Raw genomic sequence first — 20,080 nt, 5'->3', positions numbered from 1 at the left:
TTACATGATTTCAGTAAACGATTTTCGTACAGGTTTAACAATTGCAGTGGATAATGGCCTTTGGCAAGTACTTGATTTCCAACACGTAAAGCCAGGTAAAGGTGCTGCATTCGTTCGTTCTAAACTACGTAACCTTCGCACAGGTTCTGTTCAAGAGAAAACGTTCCGTGCTGGTGAGAAAGTGGAAAAAGCACACATCGAAAACCGTCGTATGCAATACTTATACGCAAGCGGTGAGTCTCACGTATTTATGGATAACGGAACTTATGAGCAAATCGAACTTGGTGAAAAACAAATCGAGCGCGAGCTTAAATTCCTAAAAGAAAACATGGAAGTATCTATTATGACTTACCAAGGCGAAGTACTTGGTGTTGAACTTCCAAACACAGTTGAATTACAAGTTACAGAAACAGAGCCAGGTATTAAAGGTGATACTGCTTCTAACGTAACAAAACCAGCTACATTAGAAACTGGCCTTGTTGTACAAGTACCAATCTTCATTAACGAAGGCGAAACACTTATCATCAACACTGGTGAAGGTAAATACGTTTCTCGCGCATAGTAGAAAAGCACTCGTGATTATCACGAGTGCTTTTTTTATAGAAAATAGGGCAAATAATAAATCGCTGGTATAACAAAACTAACTAAGACAAGTGAAAGGGTGCCCATAATATATGGAGTCAAAACAATTTGAAATGGTTTTATCTCGCCAGTCTCAACGCCAGTTAATGTTTTACTTATTGCGTGATCCGTAATGTTGTTTCTATGATTACTCATAATAATGAACCACGTAATTGCAAATATCGCTAAACTACCAAGAAAAAAGGCCTCCATAAATGACCAACCGACCAATAATGAAAAAAGATAAATAAGAGCTACTTCTACTACAACGGTTAAACTAATTTTCAATATCTTCATATTTTTCCTCCTCCTTTTGTAGGTCTAGCCAATTGAGAAAGTCCTCACGTGACACAGCATGTAGTACACAAGAAGATTTTACTTCATTCTCTAAGGCAGAATGTTCATCAGGGAACGTATCTTCCACATGCAATGAAATATAAGGGAGTTTTTCTTGTGCTTTTAACGAGCGAATATTATTCGTTTTAGCACCAGCAAATACGTAGGAAAGTTGTAAGTCTAAAAAAGCAATCTTAAAAATTTCTTTTTTAGCAGCCTCATTATATCCTTTTCCCCAGTACGGATAGCCGAGCCAACTACCAATGTGAGATTGTTTCTTCTCGTAATTAATATGTTTAAGTGTGGTGAGACCAATTATTTCATTCTCTTCATTTACAATCACTCTCGATAAAGACTTCTTTTGGCGTTCTTCTTCTATGGCGAAAAGAAGGAATGCTTTCGTGTCTTCGATTGTTTCTACTTTTATTCCTAATGCGTTTTTTACATGTGGATCACTTGATAGCTTGAAAATCGCATTTGCATAACGGAAATCGAGTGGTAATAAAGTAACTCGTTGCATCATTTTCCCTCCTTTTCAATAAATATACCATAAAATACCATAATTATTAAGAATATTCAAATTATTATAGACGGTAGAGAAAAATTATGTTTTTAATTCTGAAATAGACAACCTCTGCATATGGTTGTACAAATATATTCTTTTTTAGCATACGCACTAGTAACCGTTATGGGAGAGGGTGGGAGAATGAAACAGTGGCTAGCGGCAATGGAAACATCCGTGCTTGTTATGGGAGCGCTTCGATTATTTTCAGGTAGTGCGGAAATATTTGCTGCTTTGCTTATGCTCTATGTGAATGATGCAAAGAAAGCATTGTTTATAAATAGTATGTTGGCGTTTGTTGGACCGACCGTATTAATTTTAACAATGACAATAGGTATAGCGAGTGTGGCAAGCGAGATTTCTTTCTTGAAACTCTTTTTTTTAACGCTTGGAATTGGCTGCATTTTTATCGCGTTGTTGAAATAAGTAAGTCGAGTATAGTGGGGCGAAGCTGATGAAAGAAGTATTAGAAGTTTTACCGAAAACGATGAAGCAGTTAGTGGAAAGTTGTAAGCAGTACGATGCTCTAGAGGAAATCCGTGTTCGAATTGGAAGACCGCTAGAGTGTATTGCTCATGGTGAAGTGTTTTTTTATGACTATGTCGTTACAGCAGATGATGCTATTTACTTATTGAATAAGTTAAGTCACTTCTCAATTTATACGATGGAAGAAGAATTAAAGCGTGGGTATGTAACACTTCGAGGTGGGCATAGAATTGGCTTAGCAGGAAAAGTCATTACAGAAAAAAGCACAGTGAAAATGATTCGAGATGTCTCTTCTTTTAATATTCGTATTGCTCGTCAAAAAATAGGAATTGCTGAACCGCTTTTACCGTATTTGTATGAATCACGATGGTTAAACACGATGGTAATTGGCCCGCCACAAACGGGGAAAACAACACTTTTAAGAGATGTAGCGCGTTGCATGAGTCAAGGTGTAAGTACCTCGAAAATTCCTTCTTGTAAAGTCGGGATTGTTGATGAACGGTCAGAAATTGCTGGCTGTGTGAAAGGCATCCCGCAATATGACTTTGGCACACGAGTAGATGTGTTAGATGCATGTCCAAAAGCTGAAGGAATGATGATGATGATCCGTTCTATGAGCCCAGATATATTAATTGTGGATGAAATTGGGCGTAAAGAAGATAGTGAAGCAATTATGGAGGCTGTACATGCAGGGGTTCAGCTTTTTATAAGTGCACATGGATTTTCCTATGATGATGTTGTGAAACGCCCATCATTAAAGGCAGTGCTAGAGCTCGGCATTTTTGATAGGTTTGTGGAATTGTCAAAAGCAAGAGGGCCAGGAACAGTTATGCAAGTGAAAGATAAATATGGAAAACCGGTATTACCTCATAGAAAGGCTGAGAGCGTATGGTGAAAATATTTGGTGCAGTGTTAATCGTTGCGGTCAGCACCTTTTTCGGGTTTTCATACGCCAAAAGATACAGTGAGAGACCGAGGCAACTTAGATTATTAAAAGCGGCACTGCAATCATTAGAGGCAGAAATTATGTATGGGCATACACCGTTGTCTGAAGCCGCTGAGCGATTAGTGAAACAAATGCCGAAGCCGTTAAATTGGATATTTCAAAGTTTCGCTAGCAGGCTAGAAAGTGGAGAACAAACAGTTAGAGAAGCTTGGATAGATAGTTTGAAAGAAAATTGGAAGCTAACAGCATTTCAACAAACGGAGTATGAGATTTTGCAGCAATTTGGTGAAACGCTCGGACAACATGATCGTGAATCACAACAAAAACATATTCGCTTATGTATTACACATTTAGAGAGAGAAGAAGAAGAAGCGAAAGCATTACAACTGCAATATGAAAAGATGATTAAGAGCTTAGGAGTACTAGCGGGGCTACTTATCGTAATTTTACTGCTATAGGGGGGAGAAAGGCGATGTCCATTGATGTTGGATTAATATTTCAAATCGCCGGAATCGGCATTGTTTTAGCTTTCATTCATACTGTACTAAAAGAATTAAAGCGTGAGGATATTGCAAATTGGGTTATCCTCGTCGGTTTTGTCGTTATTTTATTTCATGTCGCATTTTTAATTAATACACTATTCGACAAGATTAAAAGTGTCTTTCTCTTCCAGTAAAGGGGGCGGTTCGAATCGAAATTATACAAATTGTCGGATTAGGCCTCGTTGCTACGTTTTTAGCAGCTGTATTGAATCAGCATAAATCTAGCATTACGTCATTATTTATTGTGTTCGTAGGTAGCGTAATGTTCCTTCTTTTAATTGATCAAATTCACGCTATTTTACAAATGATTGAGAGAGTAGCGAGTGAAGCGAAAGTTAGCAACGTATATGTAGAAACGTTGCTAAAAATTATTGGGATTGCTTATATCGCTGAGTTTGGAGCGCAAATTACAAAGGATGCAGGGCAGGGGGCAATCGCTTCGAAAATTGAATTAGCTGGAAAGATTTTAATTCTCGTTATGGCGATCCCTATTTTGACGGTTGTAATTGAAACTATTCTCGGATTTTTACCGACGGGATAAGGGGGAGTGAATGTTGAGGGGGTTTGGAGCTAAGCTGCTATTTGCTTGCTTCCTTTTCTTTTCTTTACCGGTTGTTGTACAAGCTTCTCCTGTAGAGACAAACGTCGTTGATCAACAATTGGATAAGCTCGGAATTGAAGATGTGAAGCAATTTTGGGACGGGCTTGTTACAAAATATGGAGGTTACTTACCAGAGAGTCAAAAAGGTAGCTTTATGGAGTTTGTAAAGGGAGAAAAAGAAATTTCTATAAAAGAGTGGATGCTAGGTTTATTAAAGTACTTATTTCACGAGCTTGTTGCAAATGGGAAACTACTTGGAACGCTCATTATGCTCACAATTTTTAGTGCATTATTGCAATCACTGCAATCGGCATTTTCAAAGAGTAGTGTAAGTAAAATAGCCGATGCGGTTGTATATATGGTACTGATTATTTTCGCTTTAAATAGCTTTTATGTCGTCATGACATATGCAAGAGAAACGATACAAACAATGGTAGATTTCATATTAGCGTTATTGCCAATCTTGCTTGCACTTATAGCAACAGGGGGCGGTGTTGTATCCGTATCGTTTTTTCATCCGATTATCATCTTCTTAATGAATACGAGTGGGCTTTTGATGAATTATATCGTTCTACCACTTTTATTACTTGCAACGATATTAAGTATTGTAAGTACGATGAGTGATCAATATAAAGTTACGAAATTGTCCAAGCTTCTCCAAAACGTTAGCGTCGGGATTATCGGTATCTTTTTAACGATTTTTTTAGGCGTATTATCTGTACAAGGAACAGCGACAGCTGTTGCTGATGGAATCGCTGTGAAAACAGCTAAATTTGTAACAGGAAACTTTATTCCCGTAGTAGGAAGAATGTTTACAGAGGCGGCGGATACAGTTATTAGTGCGTCGGGATTATTAAAAAACACAGTCGGAATTATCGGACTCGTCATTCTATGTTTAATTGTCGCTTTTCCAGCGATTCAAATTTTTTGCATAGCATTTATTTATAAGTTCGCAGCAGCAGTATTGCAACCAGTTGGCGGCGGAGCAATTATTCAATGTTTAGATATCATTGGACGGAGCATTATTTATGTATTTGCTTGCTTAGCTATCGTATCGTTTATGTTCTTTTTAAGTATCACAATTATTATTGCTGCGGGGAATATTACACTTATGATGCGGTAGGAGGTGAAGAGTATGCAATTTGTTACAGAGTGGATTAGAAATATTATCGTTTTTTTACTCTTAGCGACAATGCTTCATCTTATTCTTCCAAATTCTAATTTGCAAAAGTACGTTAAATTCGTTGTAAGTCTATTATTAGTTGTTTTAATTTTAACGCCTCTATTTAAACTATTGCAAACAGATGTAAATGAAGTAATCGCAAATTTTAATGAAGAGAAGTACGTAGCAGAAGGATCTGTAAAAAATTCAATAGATTCGAAGAAAAAAGAAATACAAGCTCTAACACGTGCATATAGTTTAGAAGAGATGGCTACCAAAATGAAAAAAGAAGTAGGAAAAGAGTTTGAGAAACAGTATGGTATGTCAGTCTCTGAAATACAAATAGTCGCAGCGGAAAGCACAGCGGAAGTAAAGTCAGCGAAAGATATTCAATCTGTTGTTGTAACGTTGAAAGAAAAAGAGCGTAGTAAAAATGATGCAATCGAAACAGTAAAACCAGTTGAAATTAACACGAAAGAACCACCGAAAAAAGTAGAGGAAACGAATGGAGAAATGAAAGACTTCTTTTCAAGCAGGTGGCAACTAGAGAATAAACAAATCCAAGTTCAAATGGAAGGGAGGACAGGTAGAGTAAATGGACAATAAAGATAAAAATTCGAAGTTCTCATTTTTTCGAAACTTATTGAATGGAGATGAAAAAGAAAGTAATGAGAAGGGAAAAAAGGTAACACCTAAGTTCTTACTTGTCCTACTCATACTTGGAATGTTGCTTATGTTTTCTAGTAGTTTTTTTTCAAGTAAAAAAGAAGAAGTACCTGTATTTAAAGAACAAAAAACTCAAAACCAAGAAAAAGACGTACCAACTTTTGGACAAAAAAATAATGATAATATGTCAAATGTAGAAAAATATGAAAAAGCGTATGAGCAAGAATTAAAAGCAGCCTTAGAAGAAATAGCAGGAGTAAAAGATGTAACGATTAATGTGAATTTGGACTCATCAGAGGAAAAAATATTAGAAAAAAATACAGTGAAACGTTCACAAACAACAGGTGAAACAGATAAAACAGGTGGCAAGAGGGAAGTAGAAGATGAGTCTCTTGATGAAAAGACAGTCATTATACGTGAAGGGGATAAAGAAACTCCCGTTGTTTTACGAACAGAGAAACCGAAAGTGCGAGGTGTTCTTGTCGTAGCAAAGGGAGTGGATAATATACAAGTTAAAGCGATGGTAAAAGAAGCTGTCATACGGCTGCTAGATGTACCAGCCCATCGCGTTTCAGTATCACCGAAAAATTGATAGGGAGGAAATAAAGTGTTAAAAAAACAAACGGTTTGGCTATTAACGATGTTGAGTTTAGTTGTTGTACTATCTGTGTATTACGTAACAACTCCAGAAAAAATGAATACAGCATCGCCGACAACAGGTGAAAAGATTGGACAAGAAAAACAAGGTACTGATAAAGCAGTAACAAATGAAGCACCTAAAGAAACGCCAAAAAAAGAGAATACAAGCAAGGAAACATCAAATAAAGAAACAAACAAAGAAACAGATAAAAAAGAGAGTGCTACAAAAGAAACAAGTAAAAAAGAAGCTAACGTAACAGTTCAATCAAGTGATGAGAATTTTACAGCGTTACGTATGCAAATGGAAGATCAGCGAAGTGAACAAAAAGCAAAATTACAAGAAGTGATGAGTTCAACAAAAGCTTCAGCAACAGAAAAAAATAAAGCGAAAGAAAATTTTGATGCCATTACGACAATGGAAACGAAGCAAGAATTACTTGAGACAGTAATTAAATCTCAAGGTGGATATAAAGATGCCCTTGTAAGAGCTGATGGAACTGACATTAAAGTGACTGTAAAAGCAGCAAAACATTCACAAAAAGAAGCGAATAAAATTATACAACTTGTAAGAAGTGAAGGCGGATCAAAAGATGTAGGTGTAAAATTTGATCCACCAACAAAATAAAACGAATAATCCGCGGGGAAATCCTCCGCGGATTATTCGTTTTTAAGACTCGGATTGTTTGAAAATAGTTAGATAAAGTGAAATTTTAATCAGTGGGGTAAAAATAATAATAGAAAAAAAGCTATCATTTTCGATAGCTTTTTTCTGTTTCGTCTTTGTAATTGTTTTTACTATGTTCAACTCGGAACGGAGAAATACGTTGTGAGTAAAAGATTAGTGGTTCATGGTAGCGGTGATTACTTTTTCCGGATTTGACGTGGATGAAGAGAACGAATGCCCAGACCATTACGGCAGGTAAGAAGAGAATGAGCCATATCATATGTCCACACCTCGATACAATATATTTTCTACACTTTGAACATACTATTCTTATATGAAGGAATGATGAACGACGTGTAAACAAAAAAATAATATTTGGTAAAAATACGTTATTGACTATAGATGTGGCGAAGAGTAGAGAGGGAGTGGGGGGTTACTGTGTACAGTTTTGAATAAGTAGTGGATGTTTTTTAGGAAGTGGTCTTGCCAATTTCATGTGAAACTTGGTATTATTACTAGGTATTAAGTTTTTAATGGGATAACATTTTTACAGGAATTTCGATTTATTATAAAGAAATATAAATTGGAATGTTTAAAAAATTTATCGTAAGATGGAAATAGTAACTATTTCTATTAGTAAATGAAATGCAGGATCTAATAGAGTACATCGTATTTTTACAGTCAATCTAGTTTTTAGTGACGAGAAATCTGTAAAAACGGGACAAACAAGAGTATGGGAGTGGATTTTACATGTTTAAAATTCAAGAAGTTCGTGAATTAATTAAATTAATTGATAGCTCTAATATTGATGAATTTGAATACAAAAAAGATGGTACGACAATCAAAATGAAAAAGCGTGGTAATGAAGTTGTTGCGGTGCAAGCACCTGTAGCAAAACAAGCCGTGCAACCAGTAGCACCTGTTGAAGTTGAAACAACAGTAGCGGCAGCACAAGTGGAAGTGCCAAAACAAGAAGAGAAAAAAGCTGTTCAGAATGAAAACCTACATAAAATTACATCACCAATGGTAGGTACATTCTATTCTTCTTCTTCTCCTGATACGCCTCCATATGTAAGTGTAGGGGATAGAGTATCGAAAGATTCTATCGTATGTATTGTCGAGGCTATGAAGTTATTTAACGAAATCGATGCAGATGTAGATGGAGAAATTGTTGAGATTCTTGTTAATAACGGACAGCTTGTTGAGTATGGACAACCGCTATTTCTTGTAAAAGCGTAATAAGGGAGTCTTTGTGATGATAAAAAAAGTATTAATAGCCAATCGTGGGGAAATTGCTGTACGAATTATTCGTGCTTGTAAAGAAATGGATATTGAAACAGTCGCAATTTATTCAGAAGCAGATAAAGAGTCACTTCACGTACAAATTGCTGATGAGGCGTATTGTGTAGGACCAACGATTTCGAAAGAAAGCTATTTAAATTTGACGAACATTATTAGTGTTGCGAAGTTAACAGGCTGCGATGCAATTCATCCGGGATACGGATTTTTAGCAGAGAATGCAGATTTTGCAGAGTTATGCCGTGAGTGTAACTTAATTTTTATCGGTCCAAGTCCAGAAGCTATTTCAAAGATGGGCACAAAAGACGTTGCTCGTGATACAATGAAAGAAGCAGGGGTTCCGATTGTACCAGGTTCACAAGGAATTATTAAAAATACCGAAGAAGCGATCGAACTTGCGAATCAAATTGGGTATCCTGTTATTATTAAAGCGACTGCAGGTGGCGGCGGAAAAGGTATTCGTGTTGCGCGCCATGAAGAAGAGCTTGTAAAAGGAATTCAAATTACACAGCAAGAAGCTAGTACCGCTTTTGGGAACCCTGGTGTATACTTAGAAAAGTACGTTGAAGATTTCCGCCATGTTGAGATTCAAATAATGGCAGATACACACGGAAATGCCATTCATTTAGGAGAGCGTGATTGTACAATTCAGCGCCGCTTGCAAAAACTACTAGAAGAAAGTCCATCACCAGCACTTGATGAAAATGTGCGTAAGCAGATGGGTGAGGCGGCAGTTAAAGCGGCGGTAGCGGTTGATTATACAGGTGCTGGTACGGTTGAGTTTATTTATGAATATAAAACGAAAAGCTTTTATTTCATGGAGATGAATACGAGAATCCAAGTTGAGCATCCAGTTACTGAAATGGTAACAGGGGTAGACTTAATTAAAGAACAAATTCTTGTTGCTTCTGGAGAAAAGTTATCGTTACAGCAAGAAGAAGTACAATTTAATGGTTGGGCAATTGAATGCCGAATTAATGCGGAAAACCCTGCCAAAAAATTTATGCCATCTCCAGGTAAAGTAGAAATGTACTTACCACCAGGCGGATTTGGTATTCGCGTCGATTCAGCTGTATATCCGGGATATTCAATCCCACCTTTCTATGATTCGATGGTTGCTAAATTAATTGTTCACGGAAAAACACGTGAAGAGGCAATTGCAAAAATGAAGCGTGCACTCAGTGAGTTTGTCGTTGAAGGCGTACATACAACAATCCCGTTCCATTTGCAATTGTTAGATCATCCTGATTTTGTAAAAGGTGAGTTTAATACGAAATTTTTGGAAGAGCATGAACTTGTGACGCAGTGATACATTAAAGGAGGTTTTTTTCATGGCTGAACATATGTTAGATATGGGTCAAGATACAACTCTTGGTAAAGTAGAAATTGCACCAGAAGTAATTGAAGTAATCGCAGGTATTGCAGCTGCTGAGGTAGAAGGCGTAGCGGCAATGCGTGGTAATTTTGCTACAGATGTTGTTGAGAAGTTAGGTAAGAAAAATCATGGTAAAGGTGTAAAGGTTGAATTAGCAAACGAAGATATTATCGTTGACCTTTATGTTGTGATGTATTTTGGCGTAGCAATTCCAGTTGTTGCACAAAAGATTCAAGACAACATCCGCCAAGCACTCTTTACAATGACAGGGCTTGAGCCAAAAGAAGTGAATGTTCACATCGTTGGCGTAACATTCGAAACACAAAAAACAGAAATCGAACCAGTGTAAGAATGAAAAAGGTGCCTAGTAACATAGGCATCTTTTTTATCGTTTCGTTTCTTCACAAATTACAATCCTCTAATTATTATACTATTTCAAAAAATGGGAAATAAAAAAGAAAATGTTTCGTTTTACCAAAAAACGTACATTGTGATAAGATATGGAACTTGAAGTTAATCTTTTTATTATTTTTCAGCCTTGTAACCCGTGTGTGAAACGATAAATTGTGTTATTATCATTGTATTATAAGGTTGGAAAATCAATGAAAACTGTAAGAGTAAGTGAATTGACGGCTTATAAATTATAATAATATAACAAAGCATAAGGAAAGACTTGAAGCATAAAGGAGAGTTACAATGAAACGTAGGACGGCTAGAGAAAGAGCTATGCAAGCATTATATCAAATGGATATTACAGGTGAATTAGAACCGAAAATAGCGGTGGAAAACACGCTAGATGAAGGTGAAGAAACAAATGAGTTTCTAGAATCACTTGTAGTAGGTTTTGTAGAAAATAAAGAAGTAATTGATGAAGCGATTCGTCAAAACTTAAAAAAATGGAAGCTTGAGCGTATTAGTATTGTTGATCGCAGTATTTTACGTGTAGCTGTGTATGAAATGAAATATATGGAAGAAATTCCGCACAACGTAACAATTAACGAGGCAATTGAAATTGCTAAAACATTTGGGGATGAGGAATCTCGTCGTTTTATTAACGGCGTTTTATCTAATATAAAAGATACACTGTAATTTCTTTAAGGGGGAATCTTAAAATGGTAGCAGTAATCATCAAAGGAAATGAAGTTGCGGAGAAAAAACGAGCACAATTAACAGAAGAAGTTGTGAAGTTGAAAGAGCAAGGGATTGTACCAGGATTAGCAGTTATTTTAGTTGGAGAAGATCCAGCATCTCGTTCTTATGTAAAAGGAAAAGAAAAGGGCTGTGAACAAGTAGGAATCTATTCAGAGCTAATTGAATTTCCTGAAACAATTACGGAGGAGCGTTTGCTTGCTGAAATCGATCGCTTAAATGGAGATGACCGCATTAATGGCATATTAGTGCAATTACCTTTACCAAAACATATTGAAGAAAAAGCTATCATTGAAAGAATTTCACCAGAAAAAGATGTAGATGGATTTCACCCAATCAGCGTGGGACGTATGATGACGGGACAAGATACATTCCTTCCATGTACACCGCATGGTATTGTAGAGTTAGTAAAAGAAACAAATCTTGATATCTCGGGAAAACATGTTGTAGTAATTGGAAGAAGTAATATTGTCGGCAAGCCAGTGGGACAATTGTTCTTAAATGAAAATGCAACTGTCACATACTGTCATTCAAAGACGCAAAATATGAAAGAGTTAACGAAGCTAGCTGATATTTTAATCGTAGCAGTAGGACGACCTAAAATGGTAACAGCTGATTATCTGAAAGAAGGAGCGGTTGTAATTGACGTTGGTGTAAACCGTTTAGAAACAGGAAAACTTTGTGGTGATGTTGACTTTGACAACGTGTTAGATGTTGCAGGTTACATTACACCTGTGCCAAAGGGTGTTGGTCCAATGACGATCACAATGCTTCTTCATAATACTGTTGAATCGGCTAAGCGTGCAGGTGTCGTTTGTAAATAATTTGAGTCGGCTATGAGGAGAGAGAAATGGAGAAACAATATTTAACCGTTACAGCGTTAACACGCTATATAAAAACAAAAATAGAATATGATCCGCATTTACAGTCTGTTTGGTTAAAAGGTGAAATTTCCAACTTTAAAAATCATAGCCGTGGCCACATGTATTTTACATTGAAAGATGAAAATGCAAGAATCGCAGCGGTTATGTTTGCGGGTCATAATCGTAATATTAAATTCAGACCTGAAAATGGGATGAAGGTACTCGTGAAAGGGAAAATTTCTGTTTACGAGGCGAGTGGTTCTTATCAAATTTATATTCAAGACATGCAGCCTGACGGAGTCGGAAACCTGCATTTAGCTTACGAACAATTAAAGGTTCGTTTAGAGGAAGAAGGATTGTTTTCTCAAGTTTATAAAAAAACAATCCCTCCTTATGCGAAAACAATAGGTGTGATTACGTCACCAACAGGAGCAGCGATTCGTGATATTATAACAACGATTAAACGTCGTTATCCAATTGGAAATGTTATTGTGTTTCCAGTACTTGTACAGGGGGAGTCAGCAGCTCCCTCAATTGTACAAGCGATCCGTACAGCGAATGAAATGGAAGGGATAGATGTCCTAATCGTTGGGCGCGGTGGAGGTTCTATTGAGGAATTGTGGGCGTTTAACGAAGAAATGGTTGCAAGAGCTATTTTCAAGAGTGAGATCCCTATTATTTCAGCAGTAGGCCATGAAACAGACTTTACAATTGCGGATTTTGTTGCCGATTTAAGAGCACCAACACCAACTGCAGCGGCTGAGCTGGCAGCGCCTAATATTATCGAGTTACAAGAAAAGGTATTACAAAGAACTCTAAGGTTGCAAAGAGCAATGAGAGAGTTAGTACATAAAAAAGAAGAAAAACTACAAGTATTGCAAAAATCTTATGCGTTCCGTTATCCAAGACAAGTATATGAGCAAAAAGAAGAGCAATTGGATAGAGCGTTAGAACAGCTTGTGTTAGCGAAAGAGCGCTATATTGATAAAAAGGTAAATCAGTTAAAACAGCTTTCATTTTATTTAGAGAAGCACCACCCATCTCAAAAAATTATGCAAACGAAGGTAGCAGTTGAAACATTGCAAAAGCAATTGCAACGTGAAATGCAAACGTTACTTCAAACGAAAGAATTTGCCTTTGTAAGAGCTGCTCAAAAACTTGAAGCGCTAAGTCCGCTTAAAGTAATGATGAGAGGGTACGGGCTTGTATATGATGAAGAGAAGCAAGTGTTAAAAAGTGTGAAAGATGTTAGCCTTGGAGATGCTGTTTCAGTTCAATTACAAGATGGAATACTAGATTGTAGCGTATCAGGAATAGAGGAGCGTGAATTGAATAATGGAAAATAAATTAAGCTTTGAAGAGGCAATTTCGCAACTTGAGCACCTCGTTTCTAAGTTAGAGCAAGGTGACGTACCTTTAGAAGAAGCAATTTCTTATTTTAAAGAGGGTATGGAATTATCTAAGCTTTGTGATGAGAAGTTGAAGAACGTACAAGAACAAATGGCAGTTATTCTTGGGGAAGATGGAGTGCTTGAACCGTTTACTGCTTTAGGAGATGAAGCATAGTGACAATTGCTTTTGATACTTTTTTGAAAGAAAGTAAAACTTTCGTAGAAGAGAAGCTTGTAAGCTATGCAAATGAATTACAATGTCCAAATGTACTTCGTGAAGCGATGGCATATTCTTTGGAAGCGGGTGGAAAGCGTCTCCGCCCGTTACTTTTATTTGCAACATTACAAGCGTTTGGTAAAGAAAAAAATCTTGGTGTAGGTGCAGCTTGTGCTCTTGAAATGATACATACATACTCGTTAGTTCATGATGATTTACCTTGTATGGATGATGATGATTTAAGAAGAGGGAAGCCCACAAATCATAAAGTATTTGGTGAAGCGATGGCAGTTTTAGCAGGAGATGGTTTGTTGACATATGCTTTTCAAGTTATTATGGCATATGAGCAAAAGGAAATCTCTGCTGAGAAAAAAGTAAGACTTGTTCTTGAGCTTGCAAAGGCGGCAGGGCCAGAGGGAATGGTTGGCGGACAAGTAGCAGATATGGAAGCGGAAGGGAAACAGCTTACGATTGATGAGCTAGAGTATATTCATAAGCATAAGACTGGGAAACTACTTGAATTCGCTGTACTTGCAGGGTCGATACTTTCTAATGCCACAGAAGAACAGGAAGAAAAATTACTTGAGTTTGCAAAATATATCGGCCTAGCTTTCCAAATTCGAGATGATATTTTAGATGTGGAAGGAACCGAAGAAGAGATTGGAAAACCGATTGGTAGTGATGTTTCCAACGAAAAGAGCACATATACGACGTTATTTACTGTAGATAGAGCAAAGGATATTTTAGAAGAAACGATTGCAAAAGCAAAAGATGCTATTAGTTCCTTGCAATTACAAGATGAATATTTACTATCTATTTGCGATTTGATTGCAAAACGTAATAACTAATATAACAGCGTTTTCATTTGTTGAGTCATTCATCATTTTATGATATAAATGTAGGAAAAGGTTTTTCTTTTCTTGTTATTGGCAAAAATATATGTAGATTACATTGCCGTTATCACTTCGTGTTAGCGGCTATTTTTTTCATCGCCTAAAGAAATATGGTTTATAATAAGATTAGGGCGCAATAGACTGGTTAATAGCAGGACAAGGTGAAAAATAAAAAAAGAGAATTTCTTGTTTTGTGTAAATGTTTTTTATAATATTTGACATGTTGACAGATTATGAAATGAAAGTGAGTGATCCATGTGGATCTAACGCAAATTCAAAACCCTAGTTTTTTGAAAGATATGTCTATCAGTGAACTAGAGGGATTGAGTGAGGATATTCGTAAGTTTTTAATTGAAGAGCTCTCTCAAACAGGTGGACATATTGCGCCTAATTTAGGTGTAGTAGAACTCACAATTGCTCTGCATAAATTATTTGATAGTCCGAAAGATAAATTTTTATGGGATGTAGGACATCAATCCTATGTACATAAAATTTTAACTGGACGTGCAAAAGAATTCGGCACATTAAGGCAATATCAAGGTCTATGTGGTTTCCCAAAACGTTGTGAGAGTGAGCACGATGTATGGGAAACTGGCCATAGCTCGACATCATTATCTGCTGCAATGGGAATGGCTCTAGCACGTGATTTAAAGAAAACGAAAGAATATGTTATACCAATCATTGGTGATGGTGCTTTAACGGGCGGAATGGCTTTAGAGGCATTGAACCATATTGGACATGAAAAAACAGACATGATTGTTATTTTGAATGATAATGAAATGTCAATTGCGCCAAACGTTGGTGCGCTTCATAATGTGCTTGGACGTCTACGTACCGCAGGAAAATACCATTGGGTAAAAGACGAGCTAGAGTATATTTTGAAGAAAATCCCAGCTGTCGGTGGGAAAGTTGCTGCGACAGCAGAGAAAATAAAAGATAGTCTTAAATATTTACTAGTATCCGGTGTCTTTTTCGAAGAGTTAGGCTTTACATATTTAGGTCCAGTCGATGGACATGATTATGAAAAGTTATTCGAAACGTTGCAATATGCAAAGAAAACAAAAGGCCCAGTGCTTGTTCATGTTATTACGAAAAAAGGAAAAGGTTACAAACCAGCAGAGAGTGATGTTATTGGCACTTGGCATGGAACAGGACCTTATAAAATTGAATCAGGTGACTTCGTTAAACCGAAAGAAGTTGCACCAGCATGGAGTGCTGTTGTTAGTGAAACAGTACTTAAGTTAGCGAGAACGGATGAGCGTATCGTTGCAATTACACCTGCAATGCCTGTTGGATCGAAACTTGAGAAATTCCAAAAAGAATTCCCAGATCGTATGATTGATGTAGGTATTGCAGAACAGCATGCTACAACAATGGCAGCGGGTATGGCAACGCAAGGTATGAAACCATTCTTAGCGATTTATTCAACATTTTTACAAAGAGCATATGACCAAGTTGTTCATGATATATGCCGCCAAAATTTAAATGTTTTCATCGGAATCGATCGCTCTGGTTTAGTAGGAGCAGATGGTGAAACGCATCAAGGTGTATTTGATATTTCATTCTTACGCCACTTGCCGAATATGGTACTTATGATGCCAAAAGATGAAAATGAAGGGCAACATTTAGTATACACGGCAATGCAATATGAAGATGGACCAATCGCATTACGTTATGCGCGAGGTAATGGACTTGGCGTTCATATGGATGAAGAATTAAAGGCGATTCCAATCGGTTCATGGGAAACGTTAAAAGAAGGTACACAAGCAGCTATTTTAACATTTGGTACGACAATACCAATGGCAATGGAAGCGGCTGAGCGTCTTGAAAAGGCTGGAGTTTCAGTGAAAGTAGTGAACGCTCGCTTCATTAAACCAATGGATGAAGCATATTTACATGATCTCTTAGGAAAAAATATACCAATTTTAACGATTGAAGAAGCTTGCTTAATTGGTGGTTTTGGAACAGGAGTAGTTGAATTTGCGTCTGAGAACGGGTACCATAGTGCGTTAGTTGAACGAATGGGTATTCCAGATCGTTTCATAGAGCACGGTAGTGTAACAAAATTATTAGAAGAAATCGGTTTAACGACAGATGCTGTTGTAGACCGTATTCATACAATGATTCCATCAAAACAAAAAAGGGCGTAACAAATGAGTGCGAAAAAAGAAAGAGTAGATGTACTATTAGTAGAGCGAGGGCTTATAGAAACACGTGAGAAAGCAAAACGCGCCATTATGGCCGGCCTTGTATATGCGAATGAGATGAGATTGGATAAGCCAGGAGAGAAAATCCCACAAGATACAGAGATTACGGTGAAGGGGCAAGTTATGCCGTATGTAAGCCGTGGTGGTTATAAACTTGAAAAGGCATTAGAGACATTTCATCTTGATTTACAAGATAAAGTTATGATAGATATTGGTTCATCAACTGGTGGCTTTACCGATTGCGCGCTTCAAAATGGAGCGAAATTATCTTATGCATTAGATGTAGGGTACAATCAACTTGCGTGGAAATTGCGTCAAGATGAGCGTGTTGTCGTAATGGAACGAACGAACTTCCGTTACGTAACACCAGCAGACTTAGAACGTGGTTTACCGCAATTTGCTAGTATCGATGTTTCGTTTATATCATTAAAACTTATATTACCAGTTTTAAAAACAATGCTTATGCCGAATGGGGATGTAGCAGCGTTAATTAAACCTCAGTTTGAAGCTGGAAGAGAGCAAGTTGGTAAAAAGGGTATCGTTCGCGATCGAAAAGTACATGAGGCTGTCGTAGAAATGATTGTAGACTTTGCTATAAAAGAAGGATACGACGTAGAAGGTTTAACATTCTCACCGATTACGGGCGGGGATGGTAACATTGAATTTTTAATTCATCTGAAATGGCATGGTGAACGTGAGAATGGCGAAAATCATTCTCCAGTTTCTGTTGAGCAAGTAGTTACAGAGGCACATGATGTCCTAAAACAAAAAGGGAAAGGGGAATAACATATGTTGTTCCTCTTTTTGTTGTAATTGTATAATGATTGTAAAAACAATTGTGTACAAGTAACGAATTATAAGTTAACATAAATAAGTGAAGTATACCAATGTTTAAACTATGGTAAGAGATAGTGTGAGGTGCAAATGTATGAATAAAGGTCAGCGCCATATTAAAATCAGGGAAATTATTGCGAACAAAGAAATTGAAACACAAGATGAATTAGTTGATATTCTACGTAATGAGGGATTTAATGTAACGCAAGCGACAGTATCGCGCGATATTAAAGAATTGCACTTAGTGAAAGTGCCATTACATGATGGTCGCTATAAATATAGCTTGCCAGCAGATCAACGATTTAACCCGTTACAAAAATTAAAACGCAATCTAGTGGATTCATTTGTAAAATTAGACACGGCAGGACATATGCTTGTGCTAAAAACATTGCCTGGTAACGCTCATTCACTTGGAGCACTTATTGATCATTTAGAGTGGGATGAGATCATCGGAACCATTTGTGGTGATGATACTTGCTTAATTATTTGCCGTACACCTGAAGATACAGGTGTTGTCTCTGATCGTTTCTTAAATATGCTGTAACAAAAAAATCTTGTTTGCTTTCCTCTGTAAAGTGGAAAGTGAACAGGATATTTTTATTGGTTAAAAACGTGAATTCTTAATTGTAATATAATATTTTCTTTGAATAAAATTAGGAAATAGGTGGATTGACCCGTAAAACAAATGTTTGGTACAATGGAGCGGTTAGAAAAGTAATTTATACATACAAACATATAGTATGACTATTTGAATAAAGAACTGAGAAAAGCCCTTCATAGGGGATTAGTTTATAACGAGGTGAATGGGGCATTGTTATCGGAATTATCGATTAGAAACTTTGCTATTATTGAGGCATTAAATATTTCTTTTCAAAAAGGATTAACGGTTTTAAGTGGTGAAACAGGGGCCGGAAAATCGATTATTATTGATGCGATTAGTTTACTTGTAGGTGGCCGTGGTTCAGCAGAATTTGTTCGATACGGAACAGAAAAAGCTGAGATAGAGGGGCTATTTTATGTGGAAGATGATAAGCATCCATGTATTGAAAAAGCAGAAGAGTTGGATATAGAAATAGAAGACGGCATGATTATTTTGAAGCGTGATATCGCTGCAAACGGAAAAAGTGTATGTCGTGTAAATGGAAAACTAGTTACCCTTAGTGTATTAAAAGAAATTGGAAAAACACTTGTTGATATTCATGGGCAACACGAAACGCAAGACTTAATGAATGAAGAACGTCATTTATTTATGCTCGATCATTTTGATGGAGAGCGTATCGTTAAACAATTAGATATATACCAAAACGTATATGCTGACTATGAGAAATTAAAAAAACAGTTGAAATCGTTAAGTGAAAATGAACAACAAATGGCGCATCGCTTAGATTTAATTCAATTCCAGCATGAAGAAATCCGTAAAGCTGATTTAAAGATGGATGAAGAAAATGACTTAACTGAAGAACGATTGCAAATTTCTAATTTCGAAAAGATTTATAAAGCATTAGGTGACGCGTATCGCTCGTTAAGTGCTGACGGACAAGGGTTAGATAATGTACGAAGCGCAATGGGACAGATGGAGAGTATTACACATTTAGATGAAGTGTATCAAGAAAATCATGATTCCATTGCCAATAGTTATTATTTATTAGAAGAAGTTGCCTATCAACTAAGAGAAAAGCTCGATATGATGGAATATGATCCGAATCGCTTAGACGAAATTGAAACGCGTTTAAATGAAATTCGTATGCTAAAGAGAAAATATGGAAATACTGTAGAAGAGATTTTAGCGTATGCTGATAAAATTGAACAAGAAATTTTTACGATTGAAAATAAAGACGTTCATATTGAAACGACGAAGAAACAGTTGAAGGAATTAGAAAGTGTTATTCTGAAAGAAGCAACGTTGTTAAGTAATATGCGTCATGAACTTGCAGAGCATCTTACAAATGCCATTCATCAGGAATTAAAAGAATTATATATGGAAAAAACAAAATTTGAAGTGAGAATCATGAAGCGAGAAGGAAATGCAGAAGAGCCTCTCGTGGAGGGAGCACCGGTAAGACTTACAGCGGATGGTTACGATCATGTGGAATTTTATATTTCAACAAATCCGGGTGAGCCGCTAAAACCACTTTCAAAGGTTGCTTCTGGAGGAGAGTTATCCCGTATTATTTTAGCTTTAAAAAGCATTTTTTCTAAGCATCAAGGTGTTGCATCTGTTATTTTTGATGAAGTGGATACTGGTGTAAGTGGCCGGGTCGCACAGGCTATTGCGGAAAAGATTTATCGAGTATCAGTAAACTCACAAGTACTTTGTATTACGCACTTACCTCAAGTAGCTTCAATGGCGGATTCGCATTTATTTATTCGAAAACAAGTAGCAAATGATCGAACAATTACATCAGTTACCGTTTTAACTATGGAGGATAAAGTAACAGAAATAGCTCGAATGATTTCTGGTGTGGAAATTACAGATTTAACGACAGAACATGCGAAAGAATTACTTACGCAAGCGCATCGTTTTAAACAGACAGCAGAGGCTATCCAGTAATGGATAGCTTTTTTTCTCAAATGATGATTTCTTAATTCTTCCGGTTATAAATAAAGCATTGCAAGGAGAGATTAAA

25 protein-coding genes are annotated in these 20,080 nt (G+C 36.8%); 22 read left to right on the top strand and 3 right to left on the bottom strand.

All coding sequences use genetic code 11. The annotated features are described in order from the left end of the window. Positions 1 to 4 precede the first annotated feature (4 nt). Complete coding sequence (gene efp / locus MR083_RS04670; RefSeq protein WP_000626512.1) at positions 5 to 562, top strand: elongation factor P; 558 nt, start codon at positions 5 to 7, stop codon at positions 560 to 562. 35 nt (positions 563 to 597) lie between these two features. Here the strand turns inward: efp and MR083_RS04665 are convergent, their stop codons facing one another. Beyond that, on the bottom strand, positions 598 to 918 hold the full coding sequence (locus MR083_RS04665; RefSeq protein ID WP_242268629.1) for a hypothetical protein: 321 nt from the start codon (positions 916 to 918) through the stop codon (positions 598 to 600). Continuing rightward, entirely contained in the window at positions 899 to 1,477 is a 579-nt protein-coding gene (locus MR083_RS04660; RefSeq protein WP_242268628.1) for a GNAT family N-acetyltransferase, read from the bottom strand. Before MR083_RS04660 ends, MR083_RS04665 begins: the two co-directional genes overlap by 20 nt. A 186-nt stretch (positions 1,478 to 1,663) precedes the next feature. On the opposite strand from MR083_RS04660, the gene MR083_RS04655 reads away from it, so the two are divergent. From MR083_RS04655 to MR083_RS04615, 9 genes are read left to right on the top strand one after another with little or no spacing between them, the layout of a single operon-like run. Continuing rightward, positions 1,664 to 1,945, top strand: coding sequence for a YqhV family protein (locus tag MR083_RS04655; RefSeq protein ID WP_000816052.1), 282 nt, complete (start codon positions 1,664 to 1,666; stop codon positions 1,943 to 1,945). A 28-nt stretch (positions 1,946 to 1,973) separates the two neighbouring features. Then, complete coding sequence (spoIIIAA, locus tag MR083_RS04650; RefSeq protein ID WP_139866712.1) at positions 1,974 to 2,900, top strand: stage III sporulation protein AA; 927 nt, start codon at positions 1,974 to 1,976, stop codon at positions 2,898 to 2,900. Next, a complete protein-coding gene (gene spoIIIAB / locus MR083_RS04645; RefSeq protein ID WP_000238697.1) occupies positions 2,894 to 3,409 on the top strand; it encodes a stage III sporulation protein SpoIIIAB in 516 nt (171 codons plus the stop codon). The genes spoIIIAA and spoIIIAB overlap by 7 nt, the downstream gene beginning before the upstream one ends. 14 nt (positions 3,410 to 3,423) lie before the next feature. Beyond that, entirely contained in the window at positions 3,424 to 3,627 is a 204-nt protein-coding gene (gene spoIIIAC / locus MR083_RS04640) for a stage III sporulation protein AC (protein ID WP_000020914.1), read from the top strand. Between the two features lie 23 nt (positions 3,628 to 3,650). Beyond that, on the top strand, positions 3,651 to 4,034 hold the full coding sequence (gene spoIIIAD, locus MR083_RS04635) for a stage III sporulation protein AD (RefSeq protein ID WP_077317075.1): 384 nt from the start codon (positions 3,651 to 3,653) through the stop codon (positions 4,032 to 4,034). Between the two features lie 10 nt (positions 4,035 to 4,044). Continuing rightward, complete coding sequence (gene spoIIIAE / locus MR083_RS04630; RefSeq protein ID WP_000943695.1) at positions 4,045 to 5,217, top strand: stage III sporulation protein AE; 1,173 nt, start codon at positions 4,045 to 4,047, stop codon at positions 5,215 to 5,217. A 12-nt stretch (positions 5,218 to 5,229) separates the two neighbouring features. After that, the gene (gene spoIIIAF / locus MR083_RS04625; protein ID WP_001161050.1) at positions 5,230 to 5,862 is read left to right on the top strand and encodes a stage III sporulation protein AF; all 633 of its coding nucleotides are present in this window, start codon (positions 5,230 to 5,232) and stop codon (positions 5,860 to 5,862) included. Beyond that, positions 5,852 to 6,514 carry a stage III sporulation protein AG gene (gene spoIIIAG / locus MR083_RS04620; RefSeq protein WP_000368876.1) on the top strand — a complete coding sequence of 221 codons (663 nt, stop codon included), beginning with the start codon at positions 5,852 to 5,854 and terminating at the stop codon, positions 6,512 to 6,514. Before spoIIIAF ends, spoIIIAG begins: the two co-directional genes overlap by 11 nt. Positions 6,515 to 6,529: 15 nt before the next feature. Further along, positions 6,530 to 7,186: a SpoIIIAH-like family protein gene (locus MR083_RS04615; protein ID WP_000914730.1), complete on the top strand. Its 657-nt coding sequence runs from the start codon at positions 6,530 to 6,532 to the stop codon at positions 7,184 to 7,186. Between the two features lie 124 nt (positions 7,187 to 7,310). On the opposite strand, the gene MR083_RS04610 is transcribed toward MR083_RS04615, so the two are convergent. After that, positions 7,311 to 7,505 carry a hypothetical protein gene (locus tag MR083_RS04610; protein ID WP_033678013.1) on the bottom strand — a complete coding sequence of 65 codons (195 nt, stop codon included), beginning with the start codon at positions 7,503 to 7,505 and terminating at the stop codon, positions 7,311 to 7,313. A gap of 470 nt (positions 7,506 to 7,975) precedes the next feature. Between MR083_RS04610 and accB the strand changes: the two genes are divergently transcribed. From accB to recN, 12 genes are all read left to right on the top strand, one after another. Then, the gene (gene accB, locus MR083_RS04605) at positions 7,976 to 8,464 is read left to right on the top strand and encodes an acetyl-CoA carboxylase biotin carboxyl carrier protein (RefSeq protein WP_000472870.1); all 489 of its coding nucleotides are present in this window, start codon (positions 7,976 to 7,978) and stop codon (positions 8,462 to 8,464) included. A gap of 16 nt (positions 8,465 to 8,480) precedes the next feature. Next, complete coding sequence (gene accC, locus MR083_RS04600) at positions 8,481 to 9,833, top strand: acetyl-CoA carboxylase biotin carboxylase subunit (protein ID WP_000592876.1); 1,353 nt, start codon at positions 8,481 to 8,483, stop codon at positions 9,831 to 9,833. Positions 9,834 to 9,855: 22 nt separating this feature from the next. Beyond that, a complete protein-coding gene (locus MR083_RS04595) occupies positions 9,856 to 10,248 on the top strand; it encodes an Asp23/Gls24 family envelope stress response protein (protein ID WP_000807630.1) in 393 nt (130 codons plus the stop codon). Between the two features lie 347 nt (positions 10,249 to 10,595). Next, positions 10,596 to 10,988, top strand: coding sequence for a N utilization substance protein NusB (gene nusB / locus MR083_RS04590; RefSeq protein WP_000830243.1), 393 nt, complete (start codon positions 10,596 to 10,598; stop codon positions 10,986 to 10,988). A gap of 23 nt (positions 10,989 to 11,011) precedes the next feature. Then, the gene (gene folD, locus MR083_RS04585; RefSeq protein WP_000226727.1) at positions 11,012 to 11,872 is read left to right on the top strand and encodes a bifunctional methylenetetrahydrofolate dehydrogenase/methenyltetrahydrofolate cyclohydrolase FolD; all 861 of its coding nucleotides are present in this window, start codon (positions 11,012 to 11,014) and stop codon (positions 11,870 to 11,872) included. Between the two features lie 26 nt (positions 11,873 to 11,898). After that, on the top strand, positions 11,899 to 13,257 hold the full coding sequence (gene xseA / locus MR083_RS04580) for an exodeoxyribonuclease VII large subunit (RefSeq protein WP_000415266.1): 1,359 nt from the start codon (positions 11,899 to 11,901) through the stop codon (positions 13,255 to 13,257). Next, on the top strand, positions 13,247 to 13,477 hold the full coding sequence (gene xseB, locus MR083_RS04575) for an exodeoxyribonuclease VII small subunit (RefSeq protein WP_000428425.1): 231 nt from the start codon (positions 13,247 to 13,249) through the stop codon (positions 13,475 to 13,477). Before xseA ends, xseB begins: the two co-directional genes overlap by 11 nt. Further along, on the top strand, positions 13,477 to 14,367 hold the full coding sequence (gene ispA, locus MR083_RS04570) for a (2E,6E)-farnesyl diphosphate synthase (protein ID WP_000150362.1): 891 nt from the start codon (positions 13,477 to 13,479) through the stop codon (positions 14,365 to 14,367). The genes xseB and ispA overlap by 1 nt, the downstream gene beginning before the upstream one ends. 302 nt (positions 14,368 to 14,669) lie before the next feature. After that, positions 14,670 to 16,562, top strand: coding sequence for a 1-deoxy-D-xylulose-5-phosphate synthase (gene dxs / locus MR083_RS04565; RefSeq protein WP_000366448.1), 1,893 nt, complete (start codon positions 14,670 to 14,672; stop codon positions 16,560 to 16,562). A gap of 3 nt (positions 16,563 to 16,565) precedes the next feature. Beyond that, positions 16,566 to 17,405 (top strand): TlyA family rRNA (cytidine-2'-O)-methyltransferase, encoded by an 840-nt coding sequence (locus MR083_RS04560; protein WP_001274742.1) that lies wholly within the window; start codon positions 16,566 to 16,568, stop codon positions 17,403 to 17,405. A 142-nt stretch (positions 17,406 to 17,547) separates the two neighbouring features. Continuing rightward, a complete protein-coding gene (argR, locus tag MR083_RS04555; protein WP_001032581.1) occupies positions 17,548 to 17,997 on the top strand; it encodes an arginine repressor ArgR in 450 nt (149 codons plus the stop codon). 267 nt (positions 17,998 to 18,264) lie between these two features. Continuing rightward, positions 18,265 to 20,004, top strand: coding sequence for a DNA repair protein RecN (recN, locus tag MR083_RS04550; protein ID WP_000947753.1), 1,740 nt, complete (start codon positions 18,265 to 18,267; stop codon positions 20,002 to 20,004). Positions 20,005 to 20,080: the final 76 nt, after the last annotated feature.

It is taken from the genome of Bacillus cereus group sp. BfR-BA-01408 (assembly GCF_022663305.1).
Taxonomy (GTDB): domain Bacteria; phylum Bacillota; class Bacilli; order Bacillales; family Bacillaceae_G; genus Bacillus_A; species Bacillus_A pacificus.
The sequence above is the reverse complement of the archived record's forward strand: the minus strand, read 5'-3'. Positions and strand labels throughout refer to the sequence as shown.